17 protein-coding genes are annotated in these 14346 nt (G+C 48.5%); 4 read left to right on the forward strand and 13 right to left on the reverse strand.

Going from position 1 to position 14346, the window contains the following annotated elements:
- Window positions 1-143: 143 nt before the first annotated feature.
- Complete coding sequence (locus tag GWK09_RS11685) at window positions 144-1631, reverse strand: S10 family peptidase (protein WP_163693629.1); 1488 nt, start codon at window positions 1629-1631, stop codon at window positions 144-146.
- 137 nt (window positions 1632-1768) lie between these two features.
- On the opposite strand from GWK09_RS11685, the gene GWK09_RS11690 reads away from it, so the two are divergent.
- On the forward strand, window positions 1769-2893 hold the full coding sequence (locus GWK09_RS11690; protein WP_163693630.1) for a Gfo/Idh/MocA family protein: 1125 nt from the start codon (window positions 1769-1771) through the stop codon (window positions 2891-2893).
- A 9-nt stretch (window positions 2894-2902) separates the two neighbouring features.
- Here GWK09_RS11690 and GWK09_RS11695 read toward each other — a convergent pair whose 3' ends face one another.
- The 4 genes from GWK09_RS11695 to GWK09_RS11710 form a co-directional block, all read right to left on the reverse strand.
- Window positions 2903-3268 carry a hypothetical protein gene (locus GWK09_RS11695; protein WP_163693631.1) on the reverse strand — a complete coding sequence of 122 codons (366 nt, stop codon included), beginning with the start codon at window positions 3266-3268 and terminating at the stop codon, window positions 2903-2905.
- A gap of 295 nt (window positions 3269-3563) precedes the next feature.
- Entirely contained in the window at window positions 3564-4343 is a 780-nt protein-coding gene (locus tag GWK09_RS11700) for a TIGR02757 family protein (RefSeq protein ID WP_163693632.1), read from the reverse strand.
- Entirely contained in the window at window positions 4340-4885 is a 546-nt protein-coding gene (locus GWK09_RS11705) for a CPBP family intramembrane glutamic endopeptidase (RefSeq protein WP_163693633.1), read from the reverse strand. The genes GWK09_RS11700 and GWK09_RS11705 overlap by 4 nt, the downstream gene beginning before the upstream one ends.
- Entirely contained in the window at window positions 4882-5547 is a 666-nt protein-coding gene (locus tag GWK09_RS11710) for an ABC transporter ATP-binding protein (RefSeq protein WP_163693634.1), read from the reverse strand. The genes GWK09_RS11705 and GWK09_RS11710 overlap by 4 nt, the downstream gene beginning before the upstream one ends.
- Window positions 5548-5790: 243 nt before the next feature.
- On the opposite strand from GWK09_RS11710, the gene folE reads away from it, so the two are divergent.
- A complete protein-coding gene (gene folE, locus GWK09_RS11715; protein ID WP_163693635.1) occupies window positions 5791-6390 on the forward strand; it encodes a GTP cyclohydrolase I FolE in 600 nt (199 codons plus the stop codon).
- Window positions 6391-6460: 70 nt separating this feature from the next.
- On the forward strand, window positions 6461-6766 hold the full coding sequence (locus tag GWK09_RS11720; protein WP_163693636.1) for a hypothetical protein: 306 nt from the start codon (window positions 6461-6463) through the stop codon (window positions 6764-6766).
- Here GWK09_RS11720 and GWK09_RS11725 read toward each other — a convergent pair.
- The 6 genes from GWK09_RS11725 to GWK09_RS11750 all read right to left on the reverse strand — a co-directional run bounded on the left by GWK09_RS11725 (window position 6763) and on the right by GWK09_RS11750 (window position 11520).
- Window positions 6763-7089 (reverse strand): DUF6787 family protein, encoded by a 327-nt coding sequence (locus GWK09_RS11725; RefSeq protein ID WP_163693637.1) that lies wholly within the window; start codon window positions 7087-7089, stop codon window positions 6763-6765. The genes GWK09_RS11720 and GWK09_RS11725 overlap by 4 nt on opposite strands.
- 30 nt (window positions 7090-7119) lie before the next feature.
- Window positions 7120-7593 (reverse strand): DUF6146 family protein, encoded by a 474-nt coding sequence (locus tag GWK09_RS11730; protein ID WP_239530920.1) that lies wholly within the window; start codon window positions 7591-7593, stop codon window positions 7120-7122.
- Between the two features lie 73 nt (window positions 7594-7666).
- Window positions 7667-8299, reverse strand: coding sequence for a DUF937 domain-containing protein (locus GWK09_RS11735; protein WP_163693638.1), 633 nt, complete (start codon window positions 8297-8299; stop codon window positions 7667-7669).
- A gap of 40 nt (window positions 8300-8339) precedes the next feature.
- Window positions 8340-9296, reverse strand: a complete 957-nt coding sequence (locus tag GWK09_RS11740) for a D-2-hydroxyacid dehydrogenase (RefSeq protein ID WP_163693639.1) — start codon at window positions 9294-9296, stop codon at window positions 8340-8342.
- 41 nt (window positions 9297-9337) lie between these two features.
- Entirely contained in the window at window positions 9338-10402 is a 1065-nt protein-coding gene (gene serC, locus GWK09_RS11745; RefSeq protein WP_163693640.1) for a 3-phosphoserine/phosphohydroxythreonine transaminase, read from the reverse strand.
- Between the two features lie 77 nt (window positions 10403-10479).
- Window positions 10480-11520, reverse strand: a complete 1041-nt coding sequence (locus GWK09_RS11750; protein ID WP_163693641.1) for an acyl-CoA reductase — start codon at window positions 11518-11520, stop codon at window positions 10480-10482.
- A 117-nt stretch (window positions 11521-11637) separates the two neighbouring features.
- Between GWK09_RS11750 and GWK09_RS11755 the strand changes: the two genes are divergently transcribed.
- Complete coding sequence (locus GWK09_RS11755) at window positions 11638-11991, forward strand: 4Fe-4S dicluster domain-containing protein (RefSeq protein WP_163693642.1); 354 nt, start codon at window positions 11638-11640, stop codon at window positions 11989-11991.
- Here GWK09_RS11755 and GWK09_RS11760 read toward each other — a convergent pair.
- The gene (locus GWK09_RS11760; RefSeq protein WP_163693643.1) at window positions 11988-13472 is read right to left on the reverse strand and encodes a carboxypeptidase-like regulatory domain-containing protein; all 1485 of its coding nucleotides are present in this window, start codon (window positions 13470-13472) and stop codon (window positions 11988-11990) included. The genes GWK09_RS11755 and GWK09_RS11760 overlap by 4 nt on opposite strands.
- Window positions 13473-13557: 85 nt before the next feature.
- Window positions 13558-14343, reverse strand: coding sequence for an agmatinase family protein (locus tag GWK09_RS11765; RefSeq protein WP_163693644.1), 786 nt, complete (start codon window positions 14341-14343; stop codon window positions 13558-13560).
- Window positions 14344-14346 lie beyond the last annotated feature (3 nt).

A 14346-nucleotide genomic window follows, 5' to 3' on the forward strand; every position in this document is an offset into this window, starting at 1 on the left:
CGTTGGTTATAACGAAATCCTTCCAATAAAAGTATGTCCTTCAATGGAGTGGTCTCAGTAAGGAGGTCCAAAATCGGTTTTCTGTACCCCTGACTGTATGTTCCGATCACCAAATGAAATGCTTCAGGGCCATCCCAAAGGCATCAGTACTTCGCACTTTTTCCATTGGCCTGTGTCCTCAGTATAAAAGCGCGGATGTCCTCGTTGGCCTGTTTCAGGTCCTCTCGCCTGAGGTACATCATATGTCCGCTGCGATACCCCTTGAATTCGAACCTGTCTTTCATCCTTCCACTGGGGTCTACCTGCCACATGGTGTATTTGGCATTGAAATAAGTGGTCGCCCCGTCGTAATATCCGCTTTGGATCAATACGTTCAGGTAGGGATTTTGGGCCATGGCCTGCCTGAGGTTGTCCCTGGTGTTGTCATTATCGTTGTCCCAGGGTCTAACCGGGCCGAACATATTGTACTTGATGTCGGTTTTAAACTTGAGTTCTTCCTGCAGGTAATAATTGATAGCCGGGGTGAAACTGTGTAACCACGAGGTAATCTCTGAATTGTAGTCAGGTCTTTCTCCCGCGATCTGCCTGTCTATCCCAAGGTATCGGCTATCGAGTCGGCCTACGGTATATCCCCTGTCCCTCAGCAGGGCTTTCCAGAAGTAGGAGGTAGGGATGACCAGGTTTCTGTTGAGGATTTCCTCTTTTGAAAGGCCTGATAAATAGGCCATACGTTCTGCCACCTTGTTGCGTTCTTCTTCCTCGATGAATCCTCCTTTGGCCAGGGCGGGAATGAGTGTATTGACCGTAAAATCCTCCGATTCCGGGAGGATCTCCAGCAGGTCCTTGCTCTGAAGTGGGGCGGGAAGCGCCTTGTGATGCCAGGCGGCCGCTGTGAAATAAGGCAGGTTTAGGGCGTCACTTACAGGCCCTCCCGTGCGAAGGACCTTGTAATCGGCCGGACTCACCATAATGACCCCGTTCAGGTACATCCATTGCTCATTTTGCAAAGCCAGGGATAATCCCATGACCCGCGTCCCACCATAGCTTTCACCTACAATGTATTTAGGTGACCTCCAGCGATTGTGGCGGGTGACAAAGGTATTGAGCCATTCGGCCAGATATTCGATATCGGCATTGATCCCAAAAAACTTACTCCTGTCCACTTCTTTCCCTGTTTCGGGAATGGTGCGGGAATAGCCCGTGTTAGCTGGGTTCACATAGACAATGTCAGTGACATCGAGCACGGAATAAGGGTTTTGGCTCACCCCATAAGGCTGAACGGGATAGCCCTCATCGTCTATATTGAGGATCCTGGGACCCGTGTAGGCCAGGTGCATCCAGACTGAACCCGAACCGGGTCCGCCATTGAATGAGATCAGCAGTGGTCTGGATTTTCTGTCCTTGACGTCATTCCGGGTGTAATAGGTGTAGTGAAGGGCAGCGATGGGCTTACCCAGGTCGTCCCATACGGGTTGTGTCCCGGTTTCTGCGGTATAGCTGAAATTGGTGCCGTTGATGGTAACGCTGTGCTGTGTGATCACGGTGGTATCTACAGGGATAGAGCGTTCCTGTGAATAGGTCGTTGAGAAAGTAATTATTGAAAGCGCAATAAGGAGTAGTAATTTTTTCATGTTTTCAATTTTAGCCTCTAAAAATAGCAAAATAAAAAGAGTAAGACAGGCGAAAATCCGGGGAGCTCATCCGGGACGATTTAGTATCTTAATGGCAACATTCAAGGGACTAGAGAATCTCTCTAAAAGTAAATAAAATGAACAGAAGGCAATTCAACAAAAGATTGACACAGGGACTGGCAGGTACGGCTCTGGTGTCCTCGGTTCCTCTGGCCTGTGCCATGGGAGGGGACGGCGGAAAGAAAGGCTCACTGGGGATCGCACTTGTGGGACTTGGGAGTTACAGTACCTATCAGCTCGCTCCCGCCTTGCAGGAGACGGTCAACTGCCACCTCGCCGGAATCGTGACCGGTACCAAGGAAAAAGAGAAGATATGGGCAGAGAAATACGGTATTCCTGAGAAGAACATCTATAATTATGACAATTTTGACACGATCAGGGATAACCAAGACATCGATATCGTTTATGTGGTCTTGCCTAACAGCATGCATGCGGAGTTTTCTATCCGGGCGGCCAGGGCAGGGAAGCATGTGATCTGCGAAAAGCCCATGGCCTTATCGGTGGAGGAATGTGATGCGATTATAAAGGCCTGTACAGACGCAGGTGTAAAACTGGCCGTTGGGTACCGACTGCATTCGGAACCGTATACCCAGGAAGTAAAACGATTTGTGAAGGAAAAGACCTTTGGGGAGGTCTTGTATGTATCTGCAGAGGCGGCGTACCGCTCTGTGGGCAACCCGGATCAATGGAGGTTGAACAGGGAATTATCCGGGGGCGGTGCCCTGATGAACATGGGGGTGTACAGCATTCAGAGCGCTATTTACAGCACAGGGCAGAACCCGGTGGCAGTGACCGCTCAGGAATTCAGTACCCGGCCCGATTATTTCAGGGACACGGACGAGACCATTACGGCCCAATTTCAGTTTCCAGGTGGCGCGGTAGGAAATATTTTCACTTCCCACAATGCGAATGCGAATAGCCTCTACGCTTCCTGCACCCGCGGATGGTTTTCTTTGAAGCCTGCCAATAACTACGGGCCACTGGCAGGGGAATCGGCAAACGGGATCCTTACATTCCCGCACCAGTCTCAACAGAAACTTCAGATGGATGATTTTGCCAGCCACATCCTGTATAGAACCGAGAACAGGGCACCCGGGGAGATGGGCAAACGGGATTTGATCATCGTGGAAGCCATATACCGTTCTATTGCCGAGGGGAATAAATCCATTTCCCTGGATCTGGGAAATATGGGCCTGGTATAGGGGGTAAGTTCAGTATTTTTGGGTAAGCCAGTAACGGGCCATTTTGGGATCGTCAAAGACTTTCAGGTTGGCGTGCCGGTTGGTGGCCACATCCACAAGGAAGTCGGAAAGAGATTCGCGTTTCCAGATCAGTGCAATCATGATCTTTTCTCCGATCACTTTGGCGATCTGTTCACCCAGGAAGAAAAGTTCGATAAGGGAGACCTCCTCAGCTTTCACGGGTGTCACGTCGATCAACATCCTTGAACAACGGTGTTCCTCACAGGAGTTTTTGATATACCGGGGATATTCGAGGAATTCCCAGTAATCATAGGTACCCTCAACGGTCATTTCAAGGTACTCTTTCTTTTTTAGGATAGTGTAACTACTTACCATTCACTCCGAGTTGCATCAGGGCCATAGTAATTAGTCAGGTTGTCGTTTAAAAATAGGAATTTTCCTTCAGTGAGAAAGCCTAATCATGTCTATTAGTCTTATTTTAACATTTCAAAATTTTTGTGTTTTAATGTGAATGGTTAAAGAGTTGTCAAATAATACAGCTGCCCATTGCAAATGTATCTACTATTAAAGAAACTGAATAGGGAATTTTAAGAGGCAGATCTCTGGGACAACCCTCGCGTGTGAGGATAATAGACCGAAGAGGAACTGAGAGCTCAAAACGGAAAACAACTCAGAACCTTTCAAAGACTCCGAGTCCGAACAGGGCAAAATCGTACTTCACAGGGTCGTTCGGGTCGAGCAGGCGAAGGCTGCTATCGAGTTCATTGACAGCCTTTGCATCATTCTGTTTCCTTGTAAGAAGTCCCAGTTTTCTGGCGACCTTGCCCGAGTGCACATCCAACGGGCATGAAAGCTGAGAGGGTTTCAAACCCTTCCAAAGGCCAAAATCCACTCCCGATTTCCCATCCCGAACCATCCATCTCAGAAACATATTGATCCTCTTAGCGGCCGATCCCTTCAGGGGGTCCGAAATATGTTTCTCCGTACGTTTTTCATGATCCAGGCCGAAGAACAGGGTACGGAATCTGGATATCGACCTTTGCAGTGAATCTTTCTCCGCATACTTGCAAAAGACGGCCTCCATTCCGCCATGGTGGGTATAGATATGCTGCAGTGCCCTCACAAAATACCTGATATCGGTACCGTTAAAGGTGCGGTGTATAAACCCGTCCAGCCTGCTCAGGTCCGATTCCTCGTGCTGGGAGATGAATTGGTAAGGCGACCTGTCCATGAGGTCCATCATGAGACTGGCATTGGTGATGATGCTCTTTCTGTTCCCCCAGGCGATGGTAGCCGTGAGAAACCCACTGATCTCAATATCCCTGCGGTCAGAGAACAGGTGGGGGATCTGTATGGGATCAGATTCCAGGAATTCGGGCCGGTTGTATTGCTCTACCTTCAGATCCAGGAAATCCCTCAGTCCTTCGATCTTTTTTCGTTTGCTTTTCATGGCAGCTCGGTAAAAGAAATCAGCAAAAAAAGTAACCCGTTGTGTGCCATGTGCATAAGGATAGCGTATTCCAGGCCAAGCCTTACCCTGAGGAAACCCAAAAAGAACCCCATCAGGGTCTGGGGGGCCACCAACAGAGGCGTCCAAGGCAGCAAATGATCGCTATTTTCAAAATTACCAAGATGGACCAGGCCGAAAAGTATGCAGGACATATAAAAGGCGAAAGGGAAGTAGGGCGACTTCCTGAAGAAAACCAAAGGGCCACGGAAGAGGCTTTCTTCGATCAGAGGGGCCAGGATCACCATCAGGAGGAATACCTGTGGGAGGGAGTATGAAGAGAACATCTCAACGGTCTTATGTTCTCCCTGTTCTATGCCTAAAGAAATAAAAATGCCTTCGGCCAAAATAGCGAGGCCTATCCCTAACAAGAGGTTCCAAAAGACCGCAGAGGCCAGTACTTTAATTCTGACATCAGTAGAAATTCCTCTGTACGCGGTGTATTCAGGTTTGAGGGCAAACGACCAAAGGTGTTTAAGGATCATTGATTTACGATAAGTCCGTCGATCATCGTCAGTTTGCGGTCCGCCATATCGGCGAGTTCTTCATTGTGCGTCACGATGACAAAGGTCTGACCGAACTCTTCCCTTAAACTGAAAAAGAGCTTGTGGAGAACCTCTGCACTTTCCGAATCTAGGTTACCGCTGGGCTCGTCTGCCAGTATTACCGAAGGGTTGTTGATCAGGGCCCTGGCGACGGCCACCCGCTGCTGTTCACCTCCCGACAACTCGCTGGGCTTGTGGTGCAGCCGATCTCCCAGGCCTAGAAAGGTGAGAAGTTCTGCCCCTCTTTTCTCGGCCTCCCCCGGGGGTGTTCTTTTGATGAAAGCAGGTATACAAACGTTTTCCAAAGCTGTAAACTCTGGTAAAAGCTGATGAAACTGGAAGATGAAACCGATGTGCTCGTTGCGGAATTGAGCAAGAGCTTTATCGTTGAGACGGGTCACTTCGACCCCGCTTACCTCCAGGTCGCTTTCGCCCGGATTTGACTGGTGGTCCAGCGTTCCAAGGATCTGCAGGAGGGTAGTCTTTCCGGCTCCGGATGCCCCGACGATCGAGACGATTTCTCCTTTCTTAATATGGAGGTCAACGCCTTTTAGAACCTGCAGGGACCCATAGTATTTCTGAATATTTCTGGCGGTGATCATCCCAAACCTTTTAAAGGTCGAAAGTACACATAAGCGCGTTCATTACAAAATGGGAACCATTCGCCACGTAATCAGAGAATACTAGCGGCATAAATGGCTTCTATGCCATTTGATGGTTCCTCCTTCTGCTAATTATACGTTAAAGTCGAGGTGGCCTTAGAGAATTGCTTAATTTTGTTTAAGTTTATAATTGAAATACTAAACAAATCAAAACGCTGAGCGTTTTTACATAATAACTTTCCTATGGCACCTTATCAGAACCTGGAAGAATACAACTTAACAATTACCAACGAAGTAAAGGAACGGTACTCCAAGATCATCGATGAGATAGGGGAGGACGTTAAGCGGGAAGGCCTTTTGAAAACCCCGGAAAGGGCTGCGAAAGCCATGTTATTCTTAACGCAGGGGTATAAGCAGGACGCAGTGAAGATCTTGAAGAGCGCCATGTTCGCTGAGGATTATGACGAGATGGTGATCATCAAGGACATAGAGGTTTATTCCCTTTGTGAACACCACATGCTTCCTTTTTATGGCAAAGCTCACATTGCATATATCCCTGATGGGTATATCGTAGGGTTGAGTAAGATCCCCAGGGTGGTGGATGTCTTCGCCAGAAGATTACAGGTTCAGGAACGCCTTACGCACGATATACTGGAATGCATCAATACTACTTTGAAACCCAAAGGTGTGGCTGTGGTGATCGAAGCCTCCCACATGTGTATGATGATGAGGGGAGTTCAAAAACAAAATTCCGTAACCACTACTTCCGGCTTCAGGGGTCAGTTCGAAAAGATAGAGACCAGGAATGAGTTCTTAAAATTGATTAGTTCCAAGCTGTCCTAAGGAATTTTAACGATATTTATAAGGAACCCGTCTGTGCGAACAGACGGGTTTTCTTTATTTTTATCTGCAAATGAAAAAGGGATCCAAAATAAAATACCTGTTGTTGGGGCTTCTCTTTGATGGAATAGGGATGCTTTCCTTTGCTATCCCCGGCCTTGGCGAATTTTCAGATGTGATCTGGGCCCCAGTGGCAGCCTGGCTGATGACCCGTTTGTACAAGGGCAGAATAGGGCAAATAGCCGGGGTAGTAACTTTTATAGAGGAGCTGGTCCCGGGCCTTGATATCGTTCCCAGCTTTACCCTGATGTGGATCTATACCTATGTCCTTTCCAGAAAAAAGACTGGGAAGGTCGTCGAGTCCGGAGAATCTCATTAACTTCCTGAAAAAAAGCGCCCTAAGCCCATACGGGTGAGCATTTTCTTTTCAAAATTCCAGAAAAAGGTGAACTGGCCGAAGAGCCACCCGAATAACACCAGCAAGACCTGGTAGAAGGGGAAGATAAGCAGGATCCTCAGGCACCAGTACACCCAGCCGCTCCACCAGACCTCCGGGAAGGCCTCCCGGGACAGACCGATAAAGTTCAAAAATGGCTTGGCCACATAGACCGAAGCCGAACCGGTGATCGCAAAAACCCAGAAAATTACTAGTAATTGCCAGTTGGAGCTGATGCCCCAGTATTTTTTCAGCCTGTCCGTCACGTCCTTCTTTTAAAGCCGCAAAGTTATAAATTAAATGCGGGGAGCAAAAGGTCCCAGGCGCTGGTTATATTTCCTCTGGAAATAAATGAAATAATTATAGAGCTTGTAGTTTACGTCATACCCGTAATCTATGGCCGGGTCGTAGTCGATCTGGAGTTGATAGAGTTGGGGGTCGAATTGCAGGTTATTGATCACGCGGTTATTCCATTCGATCACGAACAAACGGTTGCGGTTTTCCAGGAAAGACTTTGAATAGTATCCCGGAGGACGGGCCACAGCCTGCAACCATACATTGAAACCGGGTTCAATGATGATGATCTCATAGTTCGATTCTTCATCGGATATTTCAACGGTATCTGCCTCCGAAGTATTAAAAGCTTTTCTTTCCTGTTCGGATACAGGGGTGTTTACCTTTGATCCGGTACAGCTTGTAATGAGGATGAGCAGACCGAAAAAAAGAAACATCCCTGTTCGTATCGTTCCTTTATATATCTTTTTATCCATACTAAGAAGATACAAAAAAACCACCGGTGTTGTCCCGGTGGTCCTGTTAAAAATCCTTAAGTAATCCCGGCTGTTATTTTCCAAAGAGTCCACCCAGCATACCGCCGAGTCCGCCTTTTTTCTTATTTGTCCCCAGGACCATCCCGGCCACGTCGTCCAATACACTGCCATCCCCATCTGCATCGATCAGGCTGGTGATCAGACTTTGATTCTGCTTGGGTTGTCCTCCCAGCATGGACCCCAGCAAGGAGGTCAGACCATCAGAATCACTGACATTGCTCTGGGCCTTTTGTCTGCCCAGGTAACCCATGACGATAGGGGCCGCGATCTTCAGGATCTGGGCCACAGTGCCCGCATCCACGCCCGATTTCTGGCTCAAGGCATTTTCAACCAAAGGCTGTTTCTTCCCCAGGATATGTCCTAGGATCCCGGCACCGTCCTCAAGAACGGAATCGTTCACCCCACCCTGGAAAAGTCCGCCCAGGTTATCCAAAATGCCTCCTGAGTGCTTGGAATTCAATGCGTTGATCAAACCGGATGCACCCTGAGGATCAGAGGCATTCTTTTTCATTGCCCCGAGGAGCAGTGGCATCGCCATGCTCAGGACATCCGCTGTTTTATCAGCAGGTTGTCCGGTCTGTTCCGAAACCCCGTCAATAAGTTGTTTGCCCATCGGGCCACCCAATAAATCTAAAAGTCCTGACATTGTCTTATTAATTTTGGTAGAAATATACTGTTTTTTCTCCCTAATTGAGGAGTTTGATGATCTGTTCGGCCAGTTCTGTACCTATACGGTCCTGGGCCTCCCCTGTGGCAGCTCCAATATGGGGCGAAAGGGAGATCTTTGGATGCATCAGGATACGCACTTCAGGATGAGGCTCACTTTCGAACACATCAAGCCCGGCAAAAGCGATCTTACCGCGGTCTATGGCATCCAGAAGAGCCACTTCATCGATGACACCTCCACGTGCGGCGTTTACCAGGCCCACACCGTTCTTCATCATATCAAACTCTGCTCTCCCGATCACGTATTCTTTCTGTGCTGGCACGTGAAGCGTAATGAAATCTGCCTCTTTCAGGAGTTCTTCCTTGGAACTCGACTTGAGGGAAAAGGTAGTGATCTGTCCGTCGAAAAAGGAGATACTCAGTTCGGTCTCCTCATAGTTCGGGTCACAATACATCACTTTCATCCCGATACCCAGGGCGATCTTAGCGGTAGCCTGGCCTATCCTCCCAAAGCCGAGAACACCCAGGGTTTTCCCTCTGAGTTCCGATCCATTCCCATAACTCTTTTTAAGGCTCTTGAAATTCTTGTCCCCCTCCAGAGGCATGTTCCGGTTTGCGTCATAGAGAAACCTCACTCCACCAAATAAATGCGCGAAGACGAGTTCTGCAACGGAAGCTGATGAGGAGGCAGGTGTATTGATCACGTGCAAACCTTTTTCCCTGGCGTATTCCACGTCTATGTTGTCCATCCCTACGCCACCCCTTCCGATGAGTTTAAGTCCGGGGCAGGAGTCTATCAACTCCTTTCTAACCTGGGTCGCGCTGCGTACCAGCAGGCCTGAGATGTTTTCCTGGTTGATGTATTTCGCCAGTTGCTCCTGGGCCACGTTGGTGGTCAGTACTTCAAAACCGGCTGATTCCAATGCTTCAATGCCACTTTTTGAAATGCCGTCATTGGCAAGGATCTTTTTACTCATAAATACTTTGATTCAGTTCCGATTTTCATTTGGGGGGCTTTTCAGGCCTTGCGTTCCAGGTCGCTCATCACATCTACCAGCACGCCAACACTCTCAAGGGTAAGTGCGTTGTACATGGATGCCCTGTAACCACCTACAGAACGGTGTCCGTTCAGGCCATTGATCCCAGCTTCCTTCCACATGGCATCAAAGGTGTCTTTGAGTTTTTCGTCAGTTAGGGTAAAGGTTGCGTTCATACTGGAACGGTCTTCTTTATTCGCGAATCCCTGGAAAAGTGGGTTGAGGTCGATCTCCGAATAGATAAGCTTGGCCTTTTTCTCATTGATCTCCTCAATCGCAGCAATGCCTCCCATGTCTTTTAACCACTGCAGGGTGAGCATGCAGACGTAGACCGGGAATACCGCAGGTGTGTTGAACATACTGTCCTTCCCGATGTGCACCTTGTAATTGAGCATGGAAGGGATCTGCCTGCTAACCTTGCCGAGCAGGTCTTCTTTGATAACCACCAGGGTCGTTCCTGCCGGACCCATATTTTTTTGAGCCCCGGCATAGATAAGGTCGAATGATGAAAAATCGAGCTGGCGGGAGAAGATGTCGGAACTCATATCACAGACAAGGGGAACACCCGTTTTGGGAAATTTCTTGATCTGTGTGCCGAAAATAGTGTTGTTGGAGGTCAGGTGCAGGTAATCCAGGTCCGTCGGAATATCAAAATCCTTGGGAATGTAGTTGAAATTCTTATCCTTGGAAGAAGCGATCTCTATGGCATTCCCGATAAACTTAGCCTCCTTCAGGGCATTTGAGCTCCAGGTTCCTGTATTCAGATACCCTGCCTTGTTCTCCAGCAGGTTGTAAGCCAGCATGAGGAACTGCAGGCTGGCTCCTCCCTGTAGATAGAGAGCCTGGTATCCTTTGCCTTCCAGTCCAAGGAGTTCAAGGGCCAGGGACCTGGCCTTTTCCATAACGGCCACGAACTCCTTGCTCCTGTGGGAGATCTCGATCAGGGAAAGCCCTATGCCGTCCAATTCGAGGACAGCCTCCGAAGCCTTCTTCATGACCTCGGCAGGCAGGATGCATGGACCGGCACTAAAATTGTGTTTTTTCATATGTCAGGGTACTTTTTTGCAGCTGTAAAGGTCGAAAATTAACCTGAGAAAGGAGTTGCAAAACCGGATTAATTGTTTCAGGTTTTTAACAGGAATTCAACAGTATCCACCCCGTCCGCATAATCCGAAAGGGAGGGGTTTTGTGTTCGTCCAAAAGGGACCTCACCGGCCGAGAACCCATCTGCCACCACGCATTGGATCCTTTCTTTTTCGGCCTCCAGTTTACCTCCGAGCTCTTGCAAGGTGGAATAGGTCTCATAATAGACAGTACCGATGGGCGAAGCATACCCTTTATCCTCTTTCAGGATCAGAAACCCATTGTCTAAGAACGGGAACTCACTCATAAGGTAGACGGCCTTGTTGTAGTCGTAGTTATTGTGGTATTTATGGTGGTTCTTAATTGACTCAAAAGGTTCCAGGGAGGTAAAAAGACTCTCAAACGAGTAGCCCTGGGGCACGAACAATTTACTTACGTTGCGGCACCCGAGGCCAAAATACATGAAAATATCATTTCCCAGGGCTTTTAGTTGCTCGGGGGTTTCCTTTCCGGTAAGCACAGCCACACTGTTCCGGTTCTTTCTGATGATATGGGGTTTATTCCCAAAATAGTACTCGAAATAGCGTGAAGTATTGTCGCTTCCTGTTGCGATCACCGCATCGAATCCTTTCATTATTCCATCTGAAACAGTTATAATGCCTTCCATAAGGGGCTCATATTCCACGAGTTTCCTGATGAGGGCAGGCAGTAATTCGGTATCTCCAGAAGACAGCTTAACCAGGGCCCTGTGCCCCGTCATCAGGACGCAGAGCAGGTCGTGAAACCCGACCATGGGAATGTTTCCCGCCATGATGACAGCCACACATCTGGGATCCCTTTCGGGGATTGAATAGGCCGAGATCCACGATCTCAGCTTGTCTTCGGTGAGTTCCCGGCCCCAGGCAGTAATGGCATATTCCAGGTTTTCCCTGGTGAACCACCCATTCTTGCTGCCTGCACGCTGTACCGCGTTCCGGAATTCGCATTCCTGGGTGTTGTATGAAGGGCTATCGAATTTGAAATCCCTCAGCAACTGGCCGAGTTTAACAAATGCTTGTATTCTTTGTTCCTGTGAGCCCATTATATTTGTAGAAAATAAGATCGCCTTTTACCTTTGCGGCAAAAATAGGGCAAATGTAATACTAAGGCTTAGGCCCGGAACTTATTTTATTCAATTCGCTAAAAGAAAAAGAGAATTATGGCTATCATTATAACTGACGAATGTATCAATTGCGGTGCCTGTGAACCTGAATGTCCGAACACGGCCATTTATGAAGGTGCCGATGAATGGCGCTACAGTGACGGTACTTCCCTGAAAGGAGAAGTGGTCCTGCCTGATGGGCGCAAGGTAAATGCGGATGAGGTTCAGGAACCTATCAGTGATGAGATCTACTATATCGCTCCCGATAAATGTACCGAGTGTATGGGTTTTCATGAAGAACCCCAGTGTGCCGCCGTTTGTCCCGTAGATTGCTGCGTGCCTGATGAGGACCATGTGGAGAGTGAGGAAACCCTTCTTTCCAAGCAGCGATTCATGCATCCGGAAGACTAATTCTCCGTAACCCTGAAATTTTTCATTTCCTCCAATGGCTGAATGATCTGCTGGTCCTGCCAGATGGAAGGTTCAAACTGTTTCAGTTGGGTATAAGGCACCTTCTCGGCCTCCACCAGGCTTTGGAATTCGGCTGGGTTTAACTGCTGTGTAGATAAGATCAGCAGTTCCTGCTTTTCACGTCCTTCACCTTCCAGGCTAAAATCAAAAAGAACCTTGTCCCTCTTTGAACTGTTCTCTATAAATTTGAGCGGCCTGTGCAGATAGATGTAGTTCCCTTCTTCCCTCGTAATATAATAGGGCTGATAAACTCCATTTTCTGAAGCCTTGTAGATCACGGTTCCTCTGTTCTTATTTTCGATGTATTTGATGCCCAGAAGCAGCTTCATATTGAATTTTTTCCCCCTTTTTCCCTCTCCATAGGCATAATCTGCTTTCAAAACCGCAAAATCCCGTGCTGATACGAACAGGGTGCCGGCGTACTTCGAACTCGCTTTGCGCGGACTGAAGGAGACCACATAGATAGGAGTACCCTGGAAATAGGATGCCCCTTTAAGTGCATAGCGATAGTCATCCCCATCCAGGAGTTTTTCCAGGAATGACAGCTCATGCCATTGCGACAATTTTATTGTGCGGAGGACGGAGGATCGGATCTCACCCTTTGAGAACTCATTTTTCTTTTCATCCCTCATAAAAACCTTCCGGTCGAATGCAAGAGAATCCTCAATTTTGAACAACCCGGTTTTTAACTTGTAAGTCATGCTGGTATCCAGGTATTGAAGGATGATGCCTTGTGCCTGTTTTTGCACTCCATCCATGGAGAAATCCTTACGGCTGTCGAGTAGCTTGGTCGCCCGCGCAATGGAGATCTTGCTCGAATCCCTTTCTCTCATCAGCACCGTCCCGCTGTAGTCCCTGAATTCTATCAGCCGACTCTCCATGACCGCCCTGGCCAGGGAGTCAAGTTTTTTACTGGCCCTGCCGATCTGTTCCCTGGGGATACCGGTCGCCTTTTCTATCTCCACCTTCAGGTCATCAAAGTGCATATAGGAGGTTCCCCTGTAGAATACCTGGTATTTCTGGTTGGTACTGGAATAGTTCACGGGATAGGCCTTTCGCACTTCTCTCACGATCTCCTCTGCGGTAGGCTGCCGGTCCCTCAGGAGGACCTCATCCAGAGCGATGGCCGAGGGTTCGAGGTAGATCACGACCTCCAGGCCGGAATCCGGATAGGGGATGCGTTTCTGGGCATATCCAAGGGATGAGACCAGTACACTGTCCCTGGGAATACCCGTCAATGAGAGGGAGAATCCTCCTTCTTCATTGGCGATGGTCCCGTAAGAGGCCCCGATCTGCACCGTGGCGTAAGGGATGGCTTCTTTGGTGTCCATATCCCTGACATAACCACTTAGGGTCTGACCTTGGAGGTATAATCCGGGCAAAAGGGATAACAGCAATAGAAATGCAATTCTTTTTGTCAATGCAGAGCAGGTTTAGTCAGTAGACGATCAGGGCATCCTTTTGTTACGATGATTTATAAAGTGTATCATACCAATAAATACTATATCAGGCCTGGTTCGAGATCATGGTTGATAGAATTTCCCGAAATATCTTGGCACAGACCATGGCCGTCATCCGGTTCAAGTCCCGATCAGGGTTGTATTCCACGATATCCGCACCGACGACAGGAACGTTGATGGATTGTATGATGTGCAACAGGTCTCTAGTCAAAAGACCTCCTGGTTCCTGGTGAGAGACTCCCGGGGCGCAACTGGGGTCCAGGGCATCTATATCCACAGACAAATACAGGGGAGCCTTGAATTCGGGAAGCTTTTTGAGATCCAGGTCCTTCATCTCTATGATCTCCACCCCAAATTTTTCGGCCTGCCTCCTCTGATGCGTATTCAGGGTCCGGATACCCACCTGTACCAGTCTGTTGGCCAGCTTGTCTTCCATGATCCTGGCAAAGGGACAGGCATGTGAGTAGGTGTCTCCATCAAAGCTGTCATACAGGTCGCCATGGGCATCGATATGCAGGATGTCCACAGGGCCAAATGCTGCGCAGACCGCCTTGAGAATGGGGTAGGAGACCGAGTGGTCCCCGCCAAGGCTGATGATCCCGTCCTGACCCTGTAAATTGCCTGAGGTAATGCTTTCGATCTCAAAATAGCTCGCCGGTCTGAAATCCCCTTTGTCCTCAAAAACCCCGGGGTCTGTTTCCAGCCCATTCTCTGAAAAATAATTCGCAGAAGAACTGTGATAGGCAGATCTGATCTCAGGAGGAGCCTTGGCAGCGCCTTGCAGGAAGGAGGATTTTTCGTCGAATAAGATTCCTTGTATTGCTATTTTCATATT

It is taken from the genome of Muriicola jejuensis, assembly GCF_010671595.1.
Lineage (GTDB): Bacteria > Bacteroidota > Bacteroidia > Flavobacteriales > Flavobacteriaceae > Muriicola > Muriicola jejuensis.